The organism is Streptomyces sp. WM6372 (assembly GCF_001279655.1).
GTDB lineage: Bacteria > Actinomycetota > Actinomycetes > Streptomycetales > Streptomycetaceae > Streptomyces.
In genome coordinates, this window is record NZ_LGDB01000207.1 from 1 (window position 1) to 23,091 (window position 23,091).

Genomic DNA, 23,091 nt, shown 5'->3' on the forward strand with positions numbered 1-23,091 from the left:
GGTACGGCCCTTGCTGGCGTGGGGGGTGGAGAGGTGGGCTCCGGATGCGGAGTCCGGTACCGGCTCCTCCTCCGGTGCCGGTGCCGGTGCGGTGGTGGGGTTGTGCAGTGGGCTCTGCCTGGCGGCGTACGCGACGAACGCGATGGGGGTGCACGCCCTGTTCGGGGCGTTCGTGTTCGGGGCGGTGGTGCCGAGGATGGCGGTGGTCGAGGCGGCGGCGGAGCGGATGCGGGCGTTCGCGGTGCCGGTGCTGCTGCCGTTGTTCTTCGTCGGGAGCGGGCTGAAGACGGACGTGGGGCTGCTGGGCGGCGGCGCGGCGTGGCTGTGGGCGGTGGCGGTGCTGGCGGTCGCGGTCGTCGGGAAGTGGGGCGGAGGGGCCGGGGCCGCGCTGCTGGCGGGGCAGCCGGTGCGGGACGCGGTGACGCTGGGGGCGCTGATGAACTGCCGGGGGGTGACGGAGCTGGTGGTGCTGAACGTGGGGCTCGGGCTCGGGGTGATCGGGCCGGAGCTGTTCACGGCGCTGGTGCTGATGGCTTTGGTGACGACGGCGGTGACGGGGCCCGTGGTACGGGCCTTGCGGGAGCGAGGGCGGGAGAGGGAGGCCGAGGCCGACACGGTCGGCAGCCCTCAGCGTTAACGCCGTTAATGATCCACAAGGAGGGGCGCCCGCGTTAACGGCGTTAACGCCGTTAACGGTCCCGACCACGGCTCCCCGGATCCGGCCGGGCGGAGCCCCGGCGTTAACGGCGTTAACGGTCCGGGATGTGGAAACGGGGGGCGCGGGGAGGCGTGCGCCTGTGATCATCGGGCGATGATCGATGAACAGCGGAGCAGACCCGTGCTGGTGGGCGATGAGCGTGCCACCCTGACCAGCGTCCTCCAGTGGCAGCGGGACACCCTGATGTTGAAGTGCGCCGGGCTGACCGACGAGCAGTTGCGGTGCAAGGCGGTCGCGCCGTCCGGGCTGAGTCTGATCGGGCTGGTGCGGCACCTGGCGGAGGTCGAGCGGGGGTGGTTCCGCAACGTCCTGAACGATGAGGACGTACGCGGCTACTTCCCCAAGAACGCCGCCGGGGAGTGGACGGAGTTCCACGTCGAGGAGGCGGACCCGGCGGAGGCGTTCAAGATCTGGGAGGACACGTGCGCGCGGTCCCGGGCGATCGTGGACGCCGCCGAGTCGCTCGACGTGACGGGGCACCACGGCGATCAGGCGTACTCGCTGCACTACATCCTGGCCCACATGATCGAGGAGTACGCCCGGCACAACGGGCACGCCGATCTGCTGCGCGAGGCGATCGACGGGGTGACGGGGGAGTAGCCCCCGCCGGCCTCACGCGGTGTGCGGGGCGGTCGCGGAGTCCAGGGCGGTGAGCGCCGCCGGCCAGGGGAAGTGGGGCGGGGCGTCGGGGCCGGCCGGGCCGGGGACGAAGCCGCCCTCGCCGTAGAGGACGGTGATGCCGGCGCCGCGCAGGGCGGCCAGGGACTGGTCGAACTGCGGGTGGGCGGCGAGGGCGGCGTTCATGCAGGGCATGGTGACCACGGGGGTGTCCTTGCCGATCGCCTCGGCGGCGACGCCGACGGCGAAGCGGTCGGTCAGGCCGAGGGCCCAGGCGTTCAGGGAGTTGAAGGTGGCCGGGGCGAAGAGCAGGGCGTCGGCGGGCGGCCATACGTCTGGCTCGCCCGGGAGTTTGTACTGCCAGCGCACGGGGTGGCCGGTCAGGGCGGCCAGGCCGTCCAGGCTTCCGGAGAGCCAGTGCGCGGCGGTGGGCGTGAGGCCGAGGCAGACGTCCCAGCCGCGGGACTGGGCGTCCTCGATCACGTGGGCCACGTCGAAGACGGGCGGGGCGGCGGAGCAGAGCAGGTAGAGAGTCCTCGTGGGGGTCATACCGACATGTGATCACATTGCTTGATCTCGACCCTAGTTGAGGGACCGTGATCGGCCACTTTGCGCGGAGCGCGAGTGTTTTTCGCCGTGCGACGACGAGTTCCGGGTCCGGGCGGGGTCTACCCCTGGACAGAGGATGACATCCACTACGACAGGAGCATGTCGATATGAGCGAGCCGGTCAAGGGCCCCGCCAGCTACTTCCCTTCGATCGAGAAGAAGTACGGGCGCCCCGTCGCGGAGTGGAAGGACTTGATCCGGTCCTCGCCGCTGACCAAGCCCATGGAACTCGTCTCCTGGCTCAAGGCCGAGCACGCAGTGGGGCACGGCCACGCCAACGCCCTCGTCGCGCACACCCTCGCCGAGGACGCGGGACGGGCCTGAGGTGCGCGTGGACGCTCGCGTATGGAGTTGAGCTTTTCGGCGATGTCGCGTCTCGCCGGGGCGGGCTTGACTTGAGCCATGACACAGACACAGGCATCTACGGAAAATGCGGCCGCCACCCTCGTCATCGGAGGGAACGGCAAGACCGGGCGGCGCGTTGCGCAGAAGCTCCGCGTCCAGGGGCGTCCCGTGCGGATCGGGTCGCGGACCGGGGCTCCCGCCTTCGACTGGAACGTGCCCGGGACCTGGGGCCCGGCGCTGGAGGGCGTCGACCGGGTGTACGTGACCTACCACCCGGACCTCGGCTTTCCCGGGGCCGCCGAGCAGGTCGGGGCGTTCTCGGAGGCGGCCGTGGCCGCCGGGGCGGGCCGGCTGGTCCTGCTGTCCGGCCGGGGCGAGGAGGCCGCTCGGCGTGCGGAGGAGCGCCTGAAGGCGTCCGGCGCCGACTGGACGGTCGTCAGGGCCAGCTGGTTCAACCAGAACTTCGACGAGGACTTCTTCCTGGAGCCCGTACGGGCCGGGGAGATCGCCCTGCCGACGGCGGACGCGGTCGAGGCTTTCGTCGACACCGACGACATTGCCGACGTGGTGGTGGCCGCGCTCACCGACGACCGGCACATCGGCCGGACGTACGAGCTGTCCGGGCCGCGGCTGATCAGCTTCGCCGACGTCGCCGCCGAACTGTCGAAGGCGACGGGACGCGAGATCGCGTACGTGCCCGTCTCGGACGAGGAGTACCGGGCCGTGCTCCGCCAGAACGGCCTGCCGCAGGAGTTCGCCGACCTGTTCGCGCAGATCCTCGACGGGCGCAACGCGCACCTGGTGCACGGGGTGGAGGAGGTGCTCGGCCGGAAGCCGAAGGACTTCGCCGACTACGCGCGCGAGGCGGCGGCGAGCGGTGTCTGGGAGGTTTGAGTTCCCGGCACGGGCCGGGAACGCGGGGGAGGATGGGGCCATGGACACGCTGACCGGTCTCCTCGAAGGCCCCAACGCCCGGGGCGCCTTCCTCCTCAAGACCGTCTTCAACCCGCCCTGGGCGGTGCGGATCGAGGACCGGGCCCCGCTGTCGGTGGCCACGATGGTGCACGGATCGAGCTGGCTGCTCCCCGACGGCGGGGAGCCGGTACGGATCGGCCCCGGGGACGTGGCCGTCGTACGGGGGCCGGAGCCGTACACGATCGCCGACTCCCCGGACACGCCGGTGCAGATCAGGGTGGACCCGGACCAGCGGTGCAGCACCGAGGGCGGCGAGGACGTCACCGAGAGCATGTCGCTGGGCGTGCGCACGTGGGGCGCGGAGTTCCAGCGGCCCGGGTCGGCGGTGATGCTGAGCGGCACCTACCAGGCGCCGAGCGAGATCGGCCGCCGGCTGCTGGGCGCGCTGCCGACGGTCGTGGTCCGGCCGGCGGCGGCCGCGGACGCCACGCTGATCGGGCTGCTCGCCTCGGAGATCTCCCGGGACGAGCCGGGCCAGGAGCTGGTCCTGGACCGGCTGTTGGACCTGCTGCTGATCGGGGTGCTGCGCACGTGGCTCGCGGATCCCGGCTCGGGGGCCCCGGGCTGGTACCGGGCGCAGGGCGATCCGGTGGTCGGCCGGGCGCTGCGGCTGCTGCACGAGAACCCGGCCCACGGCTGGAGCGTGGAGGAGCTCGCGCGCAAGGCCGGGGTCTCGCGGGCCTCGCTGGCGCGGCGGTTCACGGAGCTGGTGGGGGAGCCGCCGATGGCCTACCTGACGGGGTGGCGGCTGGCGCTGGCGGCCGATCTGCTGCGGGAACCGGACGCCACGGTGGCGAACGTGGCCCGGCGGGTGGGGTACGGGTCGGCGTTCGCGCTGTCGACGGCCTTCAAGCGGGTGCGGGGAGTGAGCCCGCAGGAGTTCCGTACGGGGGCGGCGGCGCCGGCAGCCCGGCCGGCGGCCGCTGCCGCCACCGGGCCTTCGCGCACGGTGGTCCTGCCGGGCCCGGCATGATCCGGAAGACACGGCCTAAGCCGGCGGCAGGTCCAGTACGCCCACGGTCTGGCCGCCGCTCAGCTCGCCGGTGAGCCGGAAGCCCAGGCCCAGGTAGAACGGCTCGGGCGTGCCGGGGCCGGGCTCCCACGTCACGTACGCGCGGTCGGCGCCGCGGCGGCGGAGCTCGGCGGTGACGGCCTGGACCGCGAAGCGGCCGTAGCCCTTGGCCTGGTGGGCGGCGGAGACGTTCAGGCGCCAGATGCCCGAGCGGATGTCGGCGGGGTCGCGCTCCGGGTCCCAGGCGATGTCGACGAAGGCCATCACGAAGCCGACCACCTCGTCGCCGTCGACGACGGCGCGCGCCCAGGCGGTGTCCCCGTGGACGTAGGCCTCGGCGAGGGACTTGACGACGGGGGAGACGAGATGGGCCTGGTCGGGCCGTACCCGGACCGCGCACACCGCATCGAAGTTGGCTGCGGTGACCGGCTCCAGGCGGAGTGCGGAGGTGCTCATGGCCGCACCCTAACCGAGGGCGTGTCCCGCGCCGCCAGCGGATGTTTCGAGAGGGGATCGGCACCAACGGAAAGGAGTTCCTCATGCAGACGAACACCACCACCACCACCACGAAAACCACCACCGGCGGCAACCGGATCTCGACCGTCCTGCTCATGGTCGCGACCGTGCTCGTGGGCCTGATGGCGGGCCTGTTCTTCGCCTTCGACGTCTCGGTGATGCCGGGGCTGGCGCGGGGCGACGAGCGGACGTACGTCACCGCGATGCAGAACATCAACGCGGTCATCGACGGGAACGGCCTGTTCGGCACCGTCTTCGTGGCGGCCCTGCTCGCCGCCGTCGCCTCGGCGGTCGTGGAACTGCGCACGGGCCGGCGCGGGGTCGCGGTGTGGGTGGGGGCGGCGGCCGTGCTGTACCTCGTCGCCCTGGTGATCACCTTCACCGTGAACATCCCGCTGAACAACGAGCTCGCCACTGCGGGCGACGCGGCCCGGCTGACCGACTTCTCGATCGTGGACAGGTTCAAGGGGACCTGGGTCGCCACGAACATCGTGCGCACGGTGTGCTGTACGGCGGCGCTGATCGCCCTCGCTCGGGCGCTGGTGCTGTACGGGCGGGGCACCCCGCGGTGAGGAGCCCTCAGGGCCCGGTCAGAGGCGGCCGTTCAGGACCAGGGCCCAGGCCAGGCAGCCGAGGGCGATCGTGCACAGCAGTGTCCGCCAGCGGTTGGCCGGCACCCAGCGGGCCGCGAATGCTTGCCGGACGGCGGCCGGGTCGGCGATGCGCTCGACGGGACTGGCCTGCTCCAGGGCGTTGTTGAGCGGGATGTTGACCCTGCCCGTGACACCGAGCTGGACGGCGTACGCGACGAGCGCGGCGATCAGCGGTGGTGCGACGGCGCCCGCGCCGGAGGCCAGGTGCAGGACCAGCGCGAGGGCCGTCAGCAGCAGGGAGCCGAGGAAGGCGGTCATGAACAGGCCGTTGATGATGGCGATGTTGATGCGCTGCATCACCTCGATGAGCGTCCGGTCGTCGCAGCGCCGCAGCGCAGGCATCACGGACACGTCGAAGGCGAAGAACAGGCCCGCCATCAGGCCCGTGGTGATGGTCGCGGCGATGAGTGCGGCGAGTCGTGCGACGTCCACGTCCGGTTCCCCCTGCTGAGGTCTGCTTGCGGTCGTTTTCTGGTCATCGAATCGTCAAGGCTGCTGATCGTATGGTGGCGGAGTCCTCGGAAAGTGCGCGTCCTCGACACAACTCTGCTCGGAAACGACCGGTACTCGCGAAGCTGTTGGCAGCATGCACCTGCCGTCGTCTACGCACCGCGCACTCCCTGGAGGACACACGTGAAGGACTCGAAGGACACGCTGGAAGCACTGCGGGCCGAGATCGAGCGCCGCAACCCCGCGCAGCCGGAGTTCCACCAGGCGGTCCGGGAAGTCCTGGAGAGCCTGGCGCCCGTCTTCGCCGCGCGGCCCGAGTACGCGGATCCGGCGGTGGCGTTGGTGGAGCGGCTGACGGAGCCGGAGCGGCAGATCGTGTTCCGGGTGCCGTGGCAGGACGACCGGGGCCGGGTCCACGTCAACCGCGGCTACCGCGTCGAGTTCAACAGCGCGCTGGGCCCGTACAAGGGCGGTCTCCGCTTCCACCCCTCCGTGGACATCGGTGTGGTGAAGTTCCTGGGCTTCGAGCAGATCTTCAAGAACGCGCTGACGGGGCTGGGCATCGGTGGCGGCAAGGGCGGCAGCGACTTCGACCCGCGCGGCCGCTCGGACGCCGAGGTCATGCGGTTCTGCCAGTCGTTCATGACCGAGCTGCACCGGCACATCGGCGAGCACACGGACGTGCCCGCGGGCGACATCGGCGTCGGCGGCCGCGAGATCGGCTACCTGTTCGGCCAGTACCGGCGCATCACCAACCGCTGGGAGGCCGGCGTCCTGACCGGCAAGGGAGCCGGCTGGGGCGGCTCCGCGATCCGGCCGCAGGCCACCGGCTACGGCAGCGTCCTGTTCGCCGCCGAGATGCTGAAGGTGCGGGGCGAGTCGCTGGACGGCCTGACGGCGGTGGTCTCCGGCTCGGGCAATGTCGCGCTCTACACGATCGAGAAGCTCCAGCAGCTCGGCGCGAACCCGCTGACCTGCTCGGACTCCCAGGGCTACGTCGTCGACGACAAGGGCATCGACCTCGCGCTGCTGAAGCAGGTCAAGGAGGTCGAGCGCGGGCGGGTGAGCGAGTACGCGCAGCGGCGCGGCTCCTCGGCGCGGTACGTGCGGGGCGGGCGGGTCTGGGAGGTCCCGGCGGACGTGGCGTTCCCGTCCGCCACGCAGAACGAACTGGACGGCCAGGACGCCCGTACGCTCATCGCGGGCGGGGTCAAGGCGGTCTCCGAGGGCGCCAACATGCCGACCACCCCGCAGGCGGTACGGATGCTGCAGGAGGCCGGGGTCGCGTTCGGGCCCGGCAAGGCCGCCAACGCGGGCGGGGTCGCCGTCAGCGCCCTGGAGATGAGCCAGAACGCCGCCCGCACCGCCTGGAGCGCGCAGCGCGTGGAGGACGAACTCGCGGGCATCATGGGCTCGATCCACGCGGTGGCGTACGAGACCGCCGAACGGTACGGGACCCCGGGCGACTACGTGACGGGCGCCAACATCGCCGGCTTCGAGCGGGTCGCCGACGCGATGCTCGCCCAGGGCGTCATCTGACCGACGGGCCGACACGCGGGTGACCGACGGGCCGACACGCGGGCGGTGGATCCGGGGCTCCGGCTCCGGACCGCGCTCCTCCAGCCCCTGTGGGGCAGCCGGGCCGTAGCCTGGGGCCGAGCTGGCGGAGTGACCACCGAGGGGGACGTGACCGTGCTGACGGCGTTGGACGGGGTGTACGGGGACCGGAAGGACGCGGTCTCCGTCGCGGGGCGGAGCGCCTCGTACGAGGAACTGCTGGGCGCGGCGCGGGCGGTGGCCGCCGACGTGGCCGGGGCGAAGTCCTTCGCGATGACCGCGACGGCCTCCCTGGAGACCGTCGTCGCCGCGGTCGGGGGGCTGCTGGCCGGGGTGCCGTTCGTACCGCTGCCGCCCGACGCCGGGCCCGCCGAGCGCGAGCACATCCTGCGGGACTCCGGGGCCGAGCTCGTGGAGGTGGACTTCGCCCGGCGTTCCGACTGGACCGGGCCCGCGGCCGCGCCCGAGGACCCGGCGCTGGTGCTGTACACCTCCGGGACCACGGGCGCACCCAAGGGCGTGGTACTGACCGGCGGCGCGCTCGCCGCCGATCTGGACGCGCTCGCCGGAGCCTGGCAGTGGAGCGCCGAGGACACCCTCGTGCACGGGCTGCCGCTGTTCCACGTGCACGGGCTCGTGCTCGGCGTGCTCGGGGCCCTGCGCACGGGCAGCCGCCTCGTGCACACCGGGCGCCCGACGCCGCAGGCGTACGCGGAGGCGGGCGGGAGCCTGTACTTCGGGGTGCCGACCGTGTGGTCCCGTATCGCCGCGGACCCGGAGGCCGCGGGCGCCCTGTCCGGGGCCCGGCTGCTGGTCTCGGGCAGCGCGGCGCTGCCCGCGCCCGTGTTCCGGGACCTGGAGCGGCTGACCGGGCTGCGGCCGGTGGAGCGGTACGGGATGACGGAGACCCTGATCACCGTCAGCGGGCGGGCGGGCGGCGAGGTCCGGCCCGGTACGGTCGGCACCCCGCTGCCGGGGATCCGTACCCGGATCGCGGCCGAGCCGGGCGCCGAGATCGGGGAACTCCAGCTGACGGGGCCGACGTTGTTCGCCGGCTACCTGGGACGGCCGGAGGCCACGGCGGCCGCGTACACCGAGGACGGGTGGTTCCGTACGGGAGACATCGCGGCCGTGGACGAGGTGGACGGCGTGCACCGGATCGTGGGGCGGGCCTCCATCGACATGATCAAGTCGGGCGGATACCGGATCGGCGCCGGGGAGATCGAGAACGCCCTGCTGGACCACCCCGCGGTGCGCGAGGCGGCGGTGGTCGGGGTGCCGGACGCGGACCTGGGGCAGCGCGTCGTGGCGTTCGTGGTGGCGGAGGGCGTGACGGGGGCGGAGCTCACGGACTTCGTCGCCGCCTACCTGTCCGCGCACAAGCGGCCGCGGGAGGTGCGGTTCGTGACGGCGATCCCGCGCAACGCGATGGGCAAGCCGCAGAAGAAGCTGCTGCTGACGGAGGAGGTCGAGCCGCGGTCGGACTGACGGCGGCGTGGCATGGCGTGGCGTGGCGTGGTGCCGACCTGGCACCACCTGGCGTCACCTGGCACCAGGTGGTGTCGGGTGGTGCCATTTTGCGCTTCTGAGGGTTCCTGGGTGTGCATGGCGCCACCGGGAGGCAGGGTATTTCCTCGGCATTTTCGCAGGTGAGACGGGATTTTGGGGGCTCGGCGCCATCCGCGGCGCCATTGAGGGTTGCATGTGGCGCCATAGTGGTGCCATCATTGAGCCATGGACCTCACGCCCTATGTCGACAACCTCCGCCGCGAACTCGCGGTGGCCGCCGAAGCAGGCGGGGAAGACGCCCGCCGGCTGGCCGAGCGGCTCACTGCTCCTCTGGAGTCGGCGACCCGCCTGACCATGCTCAACGTGCTCTCCGCCGCGATGGACGAGATCACCCGCGAGCTCGCCCCCGGCTCGGTCGACGTACGGCTGCGCGGACTGGACCCCGACTTCGTGGTGACGCTGCCGCCCGCCGAGGGCGGCGCCCCCGCCGAGCCGGACGTGCCCTTCGAGCCGCTCCCGGCGCTGGCTCCCGCACCGGTCGCGGCCGACGGCGACGAGGGCGGCACCGCCCGCGTCAACCTGCGCCTGCCGGCCCACCTCAAGGCGCGCGCCGAGGAGGCCGCCAACCGCGAGGGCCTGTCGGTCAACGCGTGGCTGGTACGGGCCGTGTCGGCCGCGGTCGACGGCGGCACCCGGCCGCGGCCGGCGGAGAAGACCCGGACCGTCGGACAGAGCATCACGGGCTGGGTGCGCTAGCCGCGCCCCCTGCCCGCACCGCACCACGTCACGCGCACCACCTCACCCGCACCAACTTCACCCACAGACCCAAGAGGACGGGACAGCCATGCCTTCTTTCGACACTCCCGAACCGATCTCGGCCACGGCGCGCGTGGAGGCCGGTTCCATCCAGTTCGCCGCGGGCGACCGCCCCGACACCGTCGTCGAGGTGCGCCCCCGGGACCCGAAGAAGGACCTGGACGTGCGGACGGCCGAGCAGACCGAGGTCGCGTACTCGGGCGGCGTACTGACCGTCAGGACGCCGAAGTCCAACATGTTCGGCCGCACCGGCGTCGTCGACGTGACGGTCGACCTGCCCACGGGCTCGCGCATCGACATGACAGGCTCCTGGACCCAGGTGCTCGGTGAGGGCCGGCTCGGCGAGGTCCGCGTGAAGACCTCGTCCGGCGACGTCCGCCTCGACACCACCGGGCCGCTGTACCTGAAGGCGTCGCACGGGTCCATCACCGTCGACCGGGTCGAGGGCACGGCCGAGATCACCACCAGCTCCGGCAGCCTGCGCGTCGGCCTCGTCGACGGGCCCGCCGTCCTGAAGAACTCGCACGGCACCACGACCGTCGGCGCCGCGACCGGCGAGCTGCGGGTCAGCGGCGCCAACGGCGACATCGAGATCCGGCGCGCCGAGGACTCGGTCACCGCCACCACCGCCCACGGCACCCTGCGCGTCGGCGAAGTGGTCCGCGGCACCGTCCAGTTGGAGACCTCGTACGGCGCCATCGAGGTCGGCGTCCGCGAGGGCACGGCCGCCTGGCTCGACGTCCGCTCGACCTCCGGCCAGGTGCGCAACGCGCTCACCCCCTCCGAGACCCCGGAAGGGACCGAGGAGACCGTCCAGGTCCGCGCCCGCACCCGGCACGGCAACATCGACGTCCGCCGCGCCAAGGCCTGAGCACCCCCTCGACCGGCGCCGTCTTCCGCTCACTTCAGCCTTCGAATGGAGGGCCCCATGCCTTCTTCTGTCATGCCCATGCCCAATCAGGCCGGCGCTCACGCGTCGCCCGCCGCCGTCTCCGCCACCGGTCTGCGCAAGTCGTACGGTGACAAGACCGTCCTGGACGGTGTCGACCTGCACATCCCGGCCGGGTCGGTGTTCGCGCTGCTCGGGCCCAACGGGGCCGGCAAGACCACCGTCGTGAAGATCCTGTCCACGCTCATCACCGCCGACGGCGGGCAGGCCCGGGTCGCGGGCCACGACATCGCGACGTCACCGGACGGGGTGCGCGCCGCGATCGGTGTCACCGGGCAGTTCTCCGCCGTCGACGGGCTGATCACCGGCGAGGAGAACATGCTCCTCATGGCGGACCTGCACCACCTCTCCCGCAGCGAGGGGCGGCGGGTCGCCGCCGAGCTGCTGGAACGCTTCGACCTGGTGGAGGCGGCGAAGAAGCCCGCCTCCACGTACTCCGGCGGCATGAAGCGCCGCCTCGACATCGCCATGACGCTGGTCGGCAACCCGCGGATCATCTTCCTCGACGAGCCGACCACCGGTCTCGACCCGCGCAGCCGCCACAACATGTGGCAGATCATCCGGGAGCTGGTCACGGGCGGCGTCACCGTCTTCCTCACCACGCAGTACCTGGACGAGGCGGACGAGCTCGCCGACCGCATCGCCGTGCTCGACAACGGCAGGATCGCGGCCGAGGGCACCGCGGAGGAGCTGAAGCGGCTGATCCCCGGCGGACACGTCCGGCTCCGCTTCTCCGACCCGGCCGCTTACCAGCACGCCGCCGGCGTGCTGCGCGAGGTCACCCGGGACGACGAGGCGCTGTCCCTCCAGATCCCCAGTGACGGCAGCCAGCGCGAGCTGCGCTCCCTCCTCGACTGGCTGGACTCCACCGGCATCGAGGCGGACGAGCTGACCGTGCACACCCCCGACCTCGACGACGTGTTCTTCGCGCTGACCGGCGGCACCGACCGGATCAACCAGCCGAACCAGCCGAACCAGCCCAAGGAGACTGCCCGATGAGCTCGCTCGCCCTCGCCGTCCGCGACTCGTCCACGATGCTGCGCCGCAACCTCCTGCACGCGCGGCGCTACCCGTCCCTCACGCTGAACCTGCTGCTGACGCCGATCATGATGCTGCTGCTCTTCGTCTACGTCTTCGGCGACGTGATGAGCGCGGGCATGGGCGGCGGCGCCGACCGCTCCGCGTACATCGCCTACCTCGTTCCGGGCCTCCTGCTGATGACCGTCGGCTCCACCACCATCGGCACCGCGGTGTCCGTCTCCAACGACATGACCGAGGGCATCATCGCCCGCTTCCGAACGATGGCGATCCACCGCGGCTCGGTGCTCGTCGGGCACGTCATCGGCAGCGTGCTGCAGTCGATCGCCAGCGTGGTCCTCGTGGGCGCCGTGGGCGTGGCCATCGGCTTCCGCTCCGTGGACGCCACCGCCCTGGAGTGGCTCGCGGCGTTCGGACTGCTCACGATGTTCGCCCTGGCGCTGACCTGGATCGCGGTCGGGATGGGCATGGTCAGCCCGAACGCCGAGGCGGCCAGCAACAACGCACTCCCGCTGATCTTCCTCCCGCTGATCTCCAGCGCCTTCGTCCCGGTCGACGCGATGCCGGGCTGGTTCCAGCCGATCGCCCAGTACCAGCCGTTCACGCCGGCCATCGAGACCTTGCGCGGGCTGCTGCTCGGCACCGGGATCGGCAACAACGGGTGGCTCGCGCTCGGCTGGTGCCTGGCGCTCTCCGTGCTCGGCTACTTCTGGTCGAAGGCGGTCTTCAACCGCGACCCGAAGTAGCCGGGACCGGGCGTCGGGACCGGGCGTCGGGACCGTGGCCCGGGCCGCGTCCCGCTGCTCGTCCCGCCCGAGGGCGGCGTACCCCGACTCCAGGTCGGCGTACGCCGCCCCGACTGCGTCTCCACGCCCGTGGTGTCCGGCTCCTGCCGCGAGCCCGGCATCGAGCGATCATTCGCGTTCGAAGCCGTGCGAGTGGCCGATGACGGAGAAGCCGCGGCGCTCGTACCAGTGTCGTGGCCAGTCCGCCGCATCAGCGGTCAGGAACCGGGTACCGCAACCCCCGTCGACGGCCATGCGCAAGCCGGTGGTCAGGACCGCATCGGCGTATCCGCGCCCGAGGTGGGCCTCCGAGGTGATCAGGTCCTCGATCTGGGCCACGCCCGTCGCCGGGTCCAGATACAGGTCGGCCCAGGAGGCGACCTCCCCCTCCTCCGTGCGCGCACCGAGGAAGTGAACGACGTCGGCCCCGCGGCGGCGGGCCTCGCGCCGGTCGACGAGCTGGCGCAGGACCTCGTCGTCGACGTCCGGAAGGAAGCCCCGCCATCGCCGGGTGAGGGGGACGCGCATCGCGTCGAGGTCTATCTCCTCCGCGGAGCCGCCGGCCGGCACCGGGCCCGCATGCAGCATGACCAGGTAGGTGGAGTGGGTGTAGCCGGCCCGGATCAGCGGCTCCGCGCACGCCCTTGCGACTTCGTCGTCGAGGACGGAGATCAGTCGGTGGGGCAGATGCCCCAGTGCCTCCTCCGCGATGGCGGGCACCGCTTCGCCGTCCACGGCGGTGTCGATGATGACCTGGTTGTTCCCGCGGGACAGCGCGAAGGCGTCGTCGTACACGGCGAACCCGCCCGGGACGTCGACGACGTGCGCGGCCTGGCGGCGGGCGAAGGCCGAGAGGAAGGAGTTGATCCGCTGCAGTTCTGCGTTTGGCATGGGGGAAGCGTAAGCAGCCGTGGCCATGACCTGCCGGACCGGTGCCGGACGCCGGGCAGCAGGGGGCTCGCCGTTCAGTCGCTGCTCGCTTCCCGCTGGAGCCGGGGTTCAGGGGGGCTCAAGAGGGCCCGGAGGGCGCGGGGCCGGGGGCAGCGACTGAGGGAAAGCGACTGAGCGACTCTTCGGTCGCTCGGAACGCGGGAGAAAAAGCGCAGGTCAGAGTGGATGGCCGGAGGAAACAGCGACTGAAGCGACTCAAGGTCCGGGTATATGGAGACATTGGCGTGCGCGTGCGCATGCGCGTGTGCGCGTCATATATAGGGGTCTTGAGTCGCTTCAGTCGCTGTTTTGCCTTGCGCAGGGCTGTGACCTGGTGTTCTGTGAGCTACTCAACGAGCGACCGAACGAGACTGAGTCGCTGTCCGTTCAGTCGCTCAGTCGCTGGGGGCGGTCATGGACGCGTACATCTGTTCTGGCTCATATGCCTCTCGCCTCCCGGCGGTTTCGCTAACCTGTTGTTGGGCGTTGAGTCGCTTCAGTCGCTGATGGGGGAAGTGAATGGCAGCTGAGCTGCGGGTTTTTCGCAGCGACCCAAGGCAGTTCACGAGAGCTGCAGCGGTCGTGTCGCAGCCTCTGACGACTGCCACGTGGTGCGCGCGCCAGGGGTGGCCGGTTCACCCACTTGCACCGGGCCGCAAGACGCCCGTGGGCAACTGCGACGCGTGCCGCGCCCCGGGCCACGACCGGGGCTCCTGCGACTGCCTGAGGGCGGGCCGCTGGTGCCACGGGTTCCATGCCGCCACGCTCGACTGCGAGCGGATCCGCCAGTGGTGGGGTGCGCGACCCGATCTCGGGGTCGGCGTCGCCACCGGTCCGGCGGGCCTCGTGGTCATCGACATCGACGCGCACGGGGCAGAACTTCCGGGCCGCGAACGGCTGCTGCCGGGCATCCCCATCGCCGACACCGTCGACCTGACCGGGCTGGCCAACGGGTTCCACACCCTGGGCGTGCTGGCCGCGTTACGCGGTGCCACGAGCCCGGCGGACGACGAGACGACCCTGCGCGTACGGACCCCGTCCGGGGGCCTGCACGTCTGGTACCGCAACGAGGGCGGCCGGCGGTGGCAGTGCTCCGCCGGGTCGGGCAGCGGCCGGGCACTGGCCTGGCAGGTCGACGTACGGGCGCACGGCGGGTACATCGTGGCCCCCGGGACCGTGACCCCCGCCGGGGTCTACCGGCCGCTGGGGTCCGTACGGGTGCCCGCGCCGCTGCCCGCCTGGCTGGCCGGGGAACTGGAGCGCACCGGGCACCTGCCCGCCGAGGCCGTTCCCGGACCCCGGCCCGTACCGCCCCGGGCCCGGCAGGCCGTCATCGCGGCGGGCGGCGGACGGGCGGTGTCGGACCGGGTCCTGGCGGGAGTGCTGGCCGAGGTCGCCGGCTGCGCCACGACGGCCGAAGGGGCCGCGTTCTCCGAGAAGCTGAACCGCGCCGCCTACACCGCCGGGGGACTCGTCGCCGCCGGGCACGTCACCGAGGCCGAGGCCCTGCGGGCGCTGGAGGACGCGGCCGGAGCGGCCCGCCCCGGGCAGGAGCGCCGCTGCCGCGCCATCATCCGCGGCGGGCTGAGTGCGGGCCTGGCGCGCCCGCTGACCCTCCGAGGCCGCGTGTGAGGCCCCAAGCCAGGCCGGAGAACGACGGCATGCTGGCCGGATTCGACGTGGAGCCCGGTTTCGACGTACAGGCCGTCGCGGCACAGATCCTCGCGCAGCCCGTACCGGCGCCCCGCGGGTCCCAGGAGTGCCTGGAGCCCGCCGGATACCCGACGGGCCGGGAGGCGGCCGACAGTGCCCCGGGAGAGGCGGCGCTGGGGGCCTTGGAGGCCCTGGCGGTGGCGGGCGGCGAGGCGACGGCCGACGGGCTGCTGCCCGACACGCTCACCGACCGGGGCAACGCCAAGCTGTTCGTGAAGCTCTACCGCAACGACTACCGGCACGTTCCCGGGATCGGCTGGTTCCGCTGGGACGGCACGCGCTGGCAGATCGACGAGGACGACACCGTCATGTGGTCCGCGGGCGACCTCGCGGAGTCCATAGCCACCACCGACCCCCGGGGCGTCTACACCGCGGCCGCGCTCCAGCAGCACCGCCGCCGCACGCTCAGCACCAGCGGGATGAACGCCATGCTCACCCAGGCGAAGTCCGCCCCGGGCATGGTGCTCAACGCCGCCCGCCTGGACGCCGATCCGTACGCGCTGTGCACGCCCGCCGGTGTCGTGGACCTGCGCAGCGGCCACATCCGCCCCGCCGAGCCCACGAAGGACTTCCACTCCCGTTCCACCTCGGCGGCGCCGCAGCAGATGCCCACGCCCCGCTGGAACCGCTTCCTGACCGACACCTTCGGCGAGGGGCCGGAGGGCGCGGAGATGATCGACTTCCTCCAGCTGCTGCTCGGCTACTCGGTCACCGGGGACGTCGGCGCCCAGGTCATGCCGTTCCTGTTCGGCTCCGGCAAGAATGGCAAGTCCGTGCTGCTGGACGTCCTGATGAAGCTGCTGGGGGACTACGCGGACGCGGCGCCCCCCGGGTTCCTGATGTCGCGCCCGTACGAGGGGCACCCGACCGACCTCGCCGAACTGCACGGCCGCCGCGTGATCGTGTGCAGCGAGGTCAAACCGGGCGACCGCTTCGACGAGGCCCGCGTCAAACTGCTGACCGGCGGCGACCGCATCAAGGCGCGCCGGATGCGCCAGGACTTCTTCAGCTTCGAGCCGACGCACAAGATGTGGCTGCTGGGCAACCACCGTCCGGAGGTCGGCACCGGCGGATTCGCGTTCTGGCGGCGCATGCGGCTGATCCCGTTCGAGCGGGTCGTCTCCGACGACCGCAAGATCGACAACCTGGCGGACGTCCTCGTCACCCAGGAGGGTCCGGGCATCCTCAACTGGCTCATCGACGGCGCACGCCGCTACCTCGGCGGCGACCGTGACCTCACGGGGCCGGAGCGGGTCCGCATCGCGACGACGGCGTACGCGGAGACCGAGGACCACACCGGGCGCTTCATCGGCGAGACCTGCCGGCTGGAGGCCGATCTGAGGGCCGAACAAGCGCAGCTCTACGCGGCCTACAGGGGCTGGTGCCAGAATGAGGGCGCCCCGGCGATCTCTTCCCGGGCCTTCGCGGCGCGCGTGCGCGAGTCGGTGGGACTGGCCTCGCCGAAGGAAATGATCCTGTCCAACCAGCGCAAGTACTACCCGGGCATCGGCCTGCTCGCGGACGAGGAGACAGTGTGAGCGCCCTCATCGCAGAAGACGAGATCGTCCACGAAGTGGACCTCGTCTGGCTCGAGGACATCAGCAGGCTCGACTACGTCCGCCAGAGCCTGGACCGCCTGCCGACGCGGCGCGGGCGGCCCGCGTACCACCGCGACGGGCGGATGGTCGGGTACGCGCTGCTGGGGCCGAAGGCGAAGCCGTCGCGTTCCTCCGGCACCTTCCGGCGGCGGGTGTTCTGGCTGCTGCCGCACGACCGGGACACCGCCCCGGAGGGGCTGTACGCGACGGGGGCGCCGGCCGAGGCGGTGGACGCCCGGACGCTGGCGCCGGGCAACAAGGGGCGCAAGACGGAGCGTTCGGAGGGCGGGCCGATGTCCTCGGCGGTGCGCGGACTTCTTCCGTAGCTCCGTAGCTTCCTGGCTCCCTGGCTGCCTGGCTACTTGGCGCCGTTCCTCCCGCCGTTCCTCCCACAGTTCGTTCCGCTGCTCCTCGCCGTCCCGTTCTTCCGCAGCTCCTTGCCCTGGCTCCCCGCGCAGGCCTTGATCCCTTCCTACCGCTCGCGTCCCCGTACGCCCTGCTCCCTCCTTGCGTCTTCTTCCCTGGAAAAGAAACGGGACACCCGGTATATTTCTGCGCCTGAGGGGTCGTCAACGGGGGAGGCACCGCTGTGCAGGGGGAACGTCAAATGCGGGCGCAGGTGGCGGTGGTGGGCGGGGGGCCCGTCGGGATGCTCGTGGCGGCCGAGTTGGCCGGGTACGGGGTGGACACGGTGCTCCTCGAATCCCGGGCCGGGGTGTCCGAGCGGCCCAAGGCGACCACACTGCACGCCCGGGCCGTGCAGTGCCTGGCCCGGCGCGGCCATCTGCCGGCGCCGGCCGCCCCGTACGCCGGTGCCCGGGGCGCCCGGACCGGGAGCCCCTTCCACTTCGCCGGGCTGCCCGGCCTGTTCATCACCGCGCCCGAGACCGAGCCGGAGCCGATCCTCAAGTGCCCCCAGGCGCAGCTGGAGCGGCAGTTCGAGGAGCGGGCCCGGGAGGCGGGTGCGCGCATCCTGCGCGAGCACCGGGTGACCGGGCTGGTCCAGGAGGCGGACGGGGTGCGGATCACGGCCGAGGGACCGCAGGGGCCGGCCGTGTACGACGTGCGGTACGTGGTGGGGGCGGACGGTGCGCGCAGTACGGTCCGGGAGCGGGCCGGCATCGCCTCCGACACCCATCCGGCCACGATCTCCGCGCTGATGGGCGCCGTCAGGCTCGCCGAACCGGACGCGCTGGCCCCGGGCTGGCACCGGACCCCGCGCGGCTGGATCGTGGCCAAGGGCGACGCCGAGGGCAGGACGCACATCCGGACGCTCAACTGCGCCGGGGCGCATGCCGACCGGCACCTGCCGCCCACGCCGGAGGAGCTGCGGCGCGAGGTGTCCTGGATCGCCGGACGCGAGATCGCGATGGGGGAGGAGCGCTGGCTCGGCCGGTTCAGCGATTTCTCCCGGCTGGCGCGGACCTTCCGCGAGGGGCGGGTCTTCCTGGTGGGGGACGCGGCGCACGTCCACTTCCCGATCGGCGGGCAGGGCCTGAGCACGGGGGTGCTCGACGCCCTCAACCTGGCCTGGAAGCTGGCGCTCGCGGTGCGCGGGGAGGCCGGCCCGGACCTGCTCGGCACGTACGACGCCGAGCGCAGACCGGTTGCCCGGCGGGTCATCGAGAACACCCGGGCCCAGCTCGCGCTGATGCGGCCGGGGCCCGAGCTCGACGCCCTGCGCGGGGTGTTCTCGGGGCTGCTGGCGGAGGAGGGGGCCCAAGGGCACCTCGGCGGCCTCATCAGCGCGCAGGACACGGTGCTCCCGGCGGTGCTCCCGGCCCGTCCCGGGCGTTCCTGCCCGAGTGCAGGAACGTTTCTGCACAATGCCGCACTGACCACCCCGACCGGCGAGACGGACGTCATCCGGCTGCTCCAGGGCGGCCGGCCACTGCTGCTGCTCCTCGGAGACAAGGGCGCCGGCCACCGCGAGGAGGCGCGGGACTGGGACGGGATCCTGCGCGTGGTGCGCGCCCGGCCCACGCCCGACGTGCCGTACGAGGCCCTGCTGGTGCGGCCCGACGGCTACATCGCGTGGGCGCCGGGCGGCGCGGACCTGGCCGCCGCCCTGTCGGTGTACTTCGCCAGGGGCGCCCGTACGGGATGCTCGTGACGCTGCGGCGGCCGGGGCGCCGCAGCCCCGGGGCTGCGGGGCGCCGGGGCTGCGGGCGCGGCTCAGCCGGCGGCCGCGAGCTCCAGCTCGTCCGCGGCCTTGCGGGCCTCGGCGTAGACCGCGGCTCCGCGGGTCTCGGCGAGGTCGAGCGAGGCGAGGACGGAGGGCACCACGATGCTGGGCAGCAGGTGGCGCATCAGGGCGGAGACCCGGACCACCAGGTCGCCGTAGTCGCAGATGGCCTGGGACATGGACTGGATGCCGGCGAACGAGCCCACGATGACGTCGGCGGTCTCGGGCACCGTGACGTGCGGGAGCAGCTCGCCCTGGGCCTGCGCCCTCTCCAGCAGCGCGGAGCCGACCTCGGCCCAGCGCAGGAACGGGCCGCTGCGGTCGAGGCCCTGTGCCAGCTGGTCCATCGACAGCCGGACGCCGGCGCGCACCATGGGGTCGGTCTGGAGGCGGTGGGCGTGCAGCATGACCACGTCCACGATCTCCTGCACCTTGGCGGCGCGGTCGGGGACCATGAGCTGCTGGTCCTGCTCGGCGAGCACGCCTTGGGCCAGGTCTTCCTTCGACTGGAAATGGAAGTAGAGCGCTCCCTTGGTCACTCCGGCCTCGGCGAGGATCTGGGAGATGGTGGCGGCTTGGTAGCCGTGTTCCTCGAAGATCTTGGCCGCCGCGGAAAGGATTGCCTGCCGTGTGCGGATGGCCCGGACTTGCTCAGCCACTGTGCCTCCTCCCTTCCTCAGGGTTGTCGTCCGGTGCGGTCCACAAAAAAACCGCCCAGTTCGTATCTTACAGCGGGTGACCATCATCGGCCGCTCGCGGCGGAAGAAGAAGTCAGGTCAGGGAGGGAAGCCCATGATTCTCGTCACCGGTGCCACCGGGACGGTCGGGCGGGAACTGGTCCGCCGGCTCCCCGCGGGCCTCGCGGTCCGCGTGATGGCCCGGGAGCCGGCCCGTGTCGCGGGCGCGCCCGCCGCGGCCGAGGTCGTCCGCGCGGACTACGGTGATCCGCGCTCGCTCGCGCGCGCACTCGACGGCGTGAAGGCCGCCTTCCTGCTGACCGGCCGCGTCGGGGACGACGACGAGCACTTCGTACGGGCCGCGCAGTCGGCCGGGGTGCGGCACGTGGTCAAGCTGTCCGCGGCGGCCGTCGCGGACCCGCATGCCGATGACCTGATCACGCGGTGGCAGCGGGCGACCGAGGAGCTGCTGCGCGGCTCCGGGATGGACTGGACCCTGCTGCGCCCGCGCGCGTTCATGTCCAACGCCCTGTCCTGGGCGGCGTCCATCCGCTCGGACGGCGTGGTGCGCGCCCTGTACGGGGGGTCGGCCAATGCCTGTGTCGATCCGCGCGACATCGCGGAGGCGGCCGTACGCGCCCTCACCGAGGACGGGCACGCGGGCCGGGCCTACACGCTGACCGGGCCGGGGGCGATCAGCGCGGCCGAACAGACGGCCCAGCTCGCCGAGTTGCTGGGCCGTCCGCTGCGCTTCGAGGAACTCGGGCCGCAGCGGGCGCGCACCGCACTGGCCGCGCGCTATCCGCGGGAGATCGCCGAGGCGCTCCTGGCCAGTGCGGAGCGCCAGCGCGCGGGGGCGAAGGCCGGGGTGGACGCGACGCTCCCCGGACTGCTGGGCCGTCCCGCGGGTACCTTCCGCGGGTGGGCTGAGGATCATCTGAGCGCCTTCTCGTCCCTGTGAAGGTGTCCCGCGGTCCCGGGGCCCCTTCCCTGTGAAGGTGTCCCGCGGCTGCGCGGCTCCCCGCCCGCCACCGCAGGTCAGAGACCGTGCTCTCCCGCGGTCACGGTGGCGCTGAAGACCAGGGCGCCGTCCTGGTGCCCGGTCACCAGGACCGTCTCCTCGCCGTCGGGACCCCGCTCGGGGAGGCGGCGCGCCTCGATCATGCAGGGGGAGTCCAGTTCGGCGTACCGCTTGAACTCGCCGGCGATGCCGAGCGGGAGGTACGAGGAGCGCCCCAGTATGGAGGCCGTTGCCTGCCGGGCCGCCTCGAGGAGCACCATGCCCGGTACGTGGTCCACCGCGTGCTCGAAGAGTATGGGGTGGCGCGTGTCCACTCTCAGCTGCCAGCGGTCGGGTTCGCTCGTGGGAGAGAGGACCACGTCCATGGGCGACATGCGTCCGACGCTCTGCGGCGCGGCCGGGCTGATGAGCGGGAGCTGGTACCAGTCGCCGCCGAGGTTGTGGGCCCCGCGGACGCGCTCGTACACCCCTGGTGGCATGCAGGAGAACGATCCGCCGCCGGTGGCGACGACGTTCCCCTCGCGCCGCAGCACCGCCTCGAAGCGCAGACCCGACAGGTTCCTGCCGCGCCGCTTGACCTCCGTGCAGACGACCTCGATGTCGAGCGCGGCGGGGGCCCAGCCCACCCGCAGGTGCTGCGGGCGCACGGCGATGTCGATGTCCCAGACGATGAACTGGTGGCCGAGGGGGACGCCGAACTCGGCGTGCCCCAGGAGCATGCCGATCTGGCGGATCGTTTCGCAGCCGATCAGCGGGTCGTGGTAGCCGTCCGCGACCGGTGTGAAGAAGCTGTGCCCCCGGGGCCACTGGGCGGTCAGCTCGAAGTGCGTGTCGTCCACCCGCTGCCAGTCGGTCAGGACGACCTCGGCGACGGACGCTCGGTGCACTAATTCCTTCGGCACGGTGAAGGTCAGGGACGGGAAGCGGAATCCGCTCGGCTGGGCTGTGGCAGCTGAGAGGTCCCTTGTCGGCTCGTCGCTGACCGTTGTGCGCTCAACTCGGAACGTGCTCGCAGACATTGCTCCCCCTGGGCTCCGCTGGCGAGAAGGGCGTGTTGCCTCTTGGCTGGGAAAGATACATACCAACCGGTTTAATTTCTAGCGGTATCCGACCATCCGCTCGTGCAAACTGCGGATGATTTCCTTCCGAATAACACGTTTCCGCTGGTCAGGTGGACTCTTCTAGCCTCTGCCCCACTCTAGCCACCCCCTGTGGGGCCCTCTGTGGCCCCGGGAGAGTCGAGTGTGGTCTGAGTGATCCTCAAGTCCGCTGATCAACGGTGTCCGAATGTCTTCGGTGCTGCGGCGTGTTCTTCGGCCAACTTCGGTCGACGCTAAGCCGTGTTGACCCTCTTCTCAAAAACCGCACAGACGGTTTGTTATAGTGGGGTCCGGAGCGAGCGGCCGCCTCGCGACGCTCCGTGGCACGTACCCGCCGGCCCGCCTTCGCGGGTGTGGCGCCCCTCGCAGTGACGGAGCAGTCGATGGTCAAACAGGAACGCGCGGCGCGTACGCGCGAAACCCTGATCCGGTCCGCAGCCGAGACCTTCGATCGGGACGGCTTCTCGGTGGCCTCGCTGACCGCGATCAGTTCGCTGGCCGGGGTGAGCAACGGGGCGCTGCACTTCCACTTCCCCAGCAAGGCCGCACTGGCGAACGCCGTGGAGGAGGCGGCGCTGACCCGGCTGCTGGCGCTCACGGGGGAGGTGCGTGCGGAAGGGGATGCGGAGCGGGACGTGCTCCCGGCCGGGGGGAGCCGTGTGCAGCTCCTCGTCGACGTCACCCACGGGCTCGCGGAGGCGCTGCGCACCGACCCGGTGCTGCGGGCCGGGTTCGCGCTGAGCGGTGAGCTGTCCCGGCCGCGCCCGGGCGACCTGCGCGAACGCTGGCGCCGCTGGGTCGAGGGGACGCTGCGGCGGGCGGAGGCGGAGGGCGAGTTGCGTCCCGAGGCTGCGGCCGGGGACGTGGTGACGGCCGTGGTGGCGGCGACCGTGGGCTTCGAGGTGCTCGCCGTACGGGACGGGGCGTGGCTGTCGGCGGCGACGGTGACCCGGTTCTGGCGGCTGCTGCTGCCGACGCTCGTACCGGCGGACCGGCTCGCCGGTTTCGAGGCCGCCGGGACGGCCCGGCGCTCTGTGTAGTTGTCGCGCCAGTCCCTCTAGTCCCTCTAGTCCCTGTAGACCCTGTAGTCCTTCTCATTCCCCGTCGCCCCGGCGGAGTGGGGGGTGGCGGGGCTGTGCCCTGGTCCTCCGCGTACGAGCGCGGGGGCCGGGGCGCTTCTGTTCGTGGCGAAGGGGTGGGGCGAACCCGGGTGTTCACCCCGTTTGCACGGAGACTTCGCGGTTTGTTTTGCCACATCTAGGGCTGTTCTGGAGAGGGTGCGGAGCGGGTGTGTAGTGGCTCCACATCCTGACGGTCC

Annotated in this window: 24 protein-coding genes; 18 read left to right on the forward strand and 6 right to left on the reverse strand. The window is 72.1% G+C overall.

Annotation, left to right across the window (positions count from 1 at the left end):
- Both ADK52_RS27330 and ADK52_RS27335 read left to right on the forward strand, forming a co-directional pair.
- Window positions 1–637 (forward strand): cation:proton antiporter (locus tag ADK52_RS27330; RefSeq protein ID WP_199828557.1); only part of this gene is annotated, 637 nt, incomplete at its 5' end.
- A gap of 174 nt (window positions 638–811) precedes the next feature.
- A complete protein-coding gene (locus ADK52_RS27335) occupies window positions 812–1,318 on the forward strand; it encodes a DinB family protein (RefSeq protein WP_053692500.1) in 507 nt (168 codons plus the stop codon).
- A 12-nt stretch (window positions 1,319–1,330) separates the two neighbouring features.
- Here ADK52_RS27335 and ADK52_RS27340 read toward each other — a convergent pair whose 3' ends face one another.
- A complete protein-coding gene (locus tag ADK52_RS27340) occupies window positions 1,331–1,885 on the reverse strand; it encodes a flavoprotein (protein WP_053692501.1) in 555 nt (184 codons plus the stop codon).
- Window positions 1,886–2,052: 167 nt separating this feature from the next.
- Here ADK52_RS27340 and ADK52_RS27345 point away from each other — a divergent pair, with 167 nt between their 5' ends.
- The 3 genes from ADK52_RS27345 to ADK52_RS27355 all read left to right on the forward strand — a co-directional run bounded on the left by ADK52_RS27345 (window position 2,053) and on the right by ADK52_RS27355 (window position 4,237).
- Entirely contained in the window at window positions 2,053–2,268 is a 216-nt protein-coding gene (locus ADK52_RS27345; protein ID WP_053692502.1) for a DUF4287 domain-containing protein, read from the forward strand.
- 78 nt (window positions 2,269–2,346) lie between these two features.
- Window positions 2,347–3,183, forward strand: coding sequence for an NAD(P)H-binding protein (locus ADK52_RS27350; RefSeq protein ID WP_053692503.1), 837 nt, complete (start codon window positions 2,347–2,349; stop codon window positions 3,181–3,183).
- Between the two features lie 40 nt (window positions 3,184–3,223).
- Entirely contained in the window at window positions 3,224–4,237 is a 1,014-nt protein-coding gene (locus ADK52_RS27355; RefSeq protein ID WP_053692504.1) for an AraC family transcriptional regulator, read from the forward strand.
- Between the two features lie 15 nt (window positions 4,238–4,252).
- Here ADK52_RS27355 and ADK52_RS27360 read toward each other — a convergent pair whose 3' ends face one another.
- Window positions 4,253–4,732 (reverse strand): GNAT family N-acetyltransferase, encoded by a 480-nt coding sequence (locus ADK52_RS27360; RefSeq protein WP_053692505.1) that lies wholly within the window; start codon window positions 4,730–4,732, stop codon window positions 4,253–4,255.
- A gap of 83 nt (window positions 4,733–4,815) precedes the next feature.
- Here ADK52_RS27360 and ADK52_RS27365 point away from each other — a divergent pair, with 83 nt between their 5' ends.
- Window positions 4,816–5,364: a DUF1772 domain-containing protein gene (locus ADK52_RS27365; protein WP_199828558.1), complete on the forward strand. Its 549-nt coding sequence runs from the start codon at window positions 4,816–4,818 to the stop codon at window positions 5,362–5,364.
- Between the two features lie 18 nt (window positions 5,365–5,382).
- Here ADK52_RS27365 and ADK52_RS27370 read toward each other — a convergent pair whose 3' ends face one another.
- On the reverse strand, window positions 5,383–5,877 hold the full coding sequence (locus ADK52_RS27370) for a DUF1772 domain-containing protein (RefSeq protein WP_053692506.1): 495 nt from the start codon (window positions 5,875–5,877) through the stop codon (window positions 5,383–5,385).
- A gap of 201 nt (window positions 5,878–6,078) precedes the next feature.
- Between ADK52_RS27370 and gdhA the strand changes: the two genes are divergently transcribed.
- From gdhA to ADK52_RS27400, 6 genes are all read left to right on the forward strand, one after another.
- Window positions 6,079–7,434, forward strand: coding sequence for an NADP-specific glutamate dehydrogenase (gene gdhA, locus ADK52_RS27375; protein WP_053692507.1), 1,356 nt, complete (start codon window positions 6,079–6,081; stop codon window positions 7,432–7,434).
- A 153-nt stretch (window positions 7,435–7,587) separates the two neighbouring features.
- Window positions 7,588–8,940: an AMP-binding protein gene (locus ADK52_RS27380; protein ID WP_182508934.1), complete on the forward strand. Its 1,353-nt coding sequence runs from the start codon at window positions 7,588–7,590 to the stop codon at window positions 8,938–8,940.
- A 246-nt stretch (window positions 8,941–9,186) separates the two neighbouring features.
- Window positions 9,187–9,717, forward strand: a complete 531-nt coding sequence (locus ADK52_RS27385) for a toxin-antitoxin system HicB family antitoxin (protein WP_053692508.1) — start codon at window positions 9,187–9,189, stop codon at window positions 9,715–9,717.
- Window positions 9,718–9,805: 88 nt separating this feature from the next.
- Window positions 9,806–10,648, forward strand: a complete 843-nt coding sequence (locus ADK52_RS27390; RefSeq protein WP_053692509.1) for a DUF4097 family beta strand repeat-containing protein — start codon at window positions 9,806–9,808, stop codon at window positions 10,646–10,648.
- 57 nt (window positions 10,649–10,705) lie between these two features.
- Window positions 10,706–11,725, forward strand: a complete 1,020-nt coding sequence (locus tag ADK52_RS27395) for an ATP-binding cassette domain-containing protein (protein ID WP_078988638.1) — start codon at window positions 10,706–10,708, stop codon at window positions 11,723–11,725.
- The gene (locus ADK52_RS27400; RefSeq protein ID WP_053692511.1) at window positions 11,722–12,510 is read left to right on the forward strand and encodes an ABC transporter permease; all 789 of its coding nucleotides are present in this window, start codon (window positions 11,722–11,724) and stop codon (window positions 12,508–12,510) included. Before ADK52_RS27395 ends, ADK52_RS27400 begins: the two co-directional genes overlap by 4 nt.
- A 168-nt stretch (window positions 12,511–12,678) precedes the next feature.
- On the opposite strand, the gene ADK52_RS27405 is transcribed toward ADK52_RS27400, so the two are convergent.
- Window positions 12,679–13,440, reverse strand: a complete 762-nt coding sequence (locus tag ADK52_RS27405; RefSeq protein ID WP_053692512.1) for a GNAT family N-acetyltransferase — start codon at window positions 13,438–13,440, stop codon at window positions 12,679–12,681.
- 558 nt (window positions 13,441–13,998) lie between these two features.
- Here ADK52_RS27405 and ADK52_RS27410 point away from each other — a divergent pair.
- From ADK52_RS27410 to ADK52_RS27425, 4 genes are all read left to right on the forward strand, one after another.
- Entirely contained in the window at window positions 13,999–15,111 is a 1,113-nt protein-coding gene (locus ADK52_RS27410; RefSeq protein ID WP_078988639.1) for a bifunctional DNA primase/polymerase, read from the forward strand.
- A gap of 29 nt (window positions 15,112–15,140) precedes the next feature.
- Window positions 15,141–16,730 carry a DNA primase family protein gene (locus ADK52_RS27415; RefSeq protein WP_053692514.1) on the forward strand — a complete coding sequence of 530 codons (1,590 nt, stop codon included), beginning with the start codon at window positions 15,141–15,143 and terminating at the stop codon, window positions 16,728–16,730.
- Window positions 16,727–17,116: a DUF6009 family protein gene (locus tag ADK52_RS27420; protein WP_053692515.1), complete on the forward strand. Its 390-nt coding sequence runs from the start codon at window positions 16,727–16,729 to the stop codon at window positions 17,114–17,116. Before ADK52_RS27415 ends, ADK52_RS27420 begins: the two co-directional genes overlap by 4 nt.
- A 281-nt stretch (window positions 17,117–17,397) precedes the next feature.
- Window positions 17,398–18,903, forward strand: coding sequence for an FAD-dependent monooxygenase (locus ADK52_RS27425; RefSeq protein WP_234344261.1), 1,506 nt, complete (start codon window positions 17,398–17,400; stop codon window positions 18,901–18,903).
- A gap of 62 nt (window positions 18,904–18,965) precedes the next feature.
- On the opposite strand, the gene ADK52_RS27430 is transcribed toward ADK52_RS27425, so the two are convergent.
- Complete coding sequence (locus ADK52_RS27430; RefSeq protein ID WP_053692517.1) at window positions 18,966–19,634, reverse strand: ScbR family autoregulator-binding transcription factor; 669 nt, start codon at window positions 19,632–19,634, stop codon at window positions 18,966–18,968.
- A gap of 133 nt (window positions 19,635–19,767) precedes the next feature.
- On the opposite strand from ADK52_RS27430, the gene ADK52_RS27435 reads away from it, so the two are divergent.
- Window positions 19,768–20,613, forward strand: coding sequence for an NAD(P)H-binding protein (locus tag ADK52_RS27435; RefSeq protein WP_053692518.1), 846 nt, complete (start codon window positions 19,768–19,770; stop codon window positions 20,611–20,613).
- A gap of 77 nt (window positions 20,614–20,690) precedes the next feature.
- Here the strand turns inward: ADK52_RS27435 and ADK52_RS27440 are convergent, their stop codons facing one another.
- Entirely contained in the window at window positions 20,691–21,560 is an 870-nt protein-coding gene (locus tag ADK52_RS27440; RefSeq protein WP_234344263.1) for a ScbA/BarX family gamma-butyrolactone biosynthesis protein, read from the reverse strand.
- A 533-nt stretch (window positions 21,561–22,093) separates the two neighbouring features.
- Here ADK52_RS27440 and ADK52_RS27445 point away from each other — a divergent pair.
- Window positions 22,094–22,813: a ScbR family autoregulator-binding transcription factor gene (locus ADK52_RS27445; RefSeq protein WP_234344265.1), complete on the forward strand. Its 720-nt coding sequence runs from the start codon at window positions 22,094–22,096 to the stop codon at window positions 22,811–22,813.
- Window positions 22,814–23,091 lie beyond the last annotated feature (278 nt).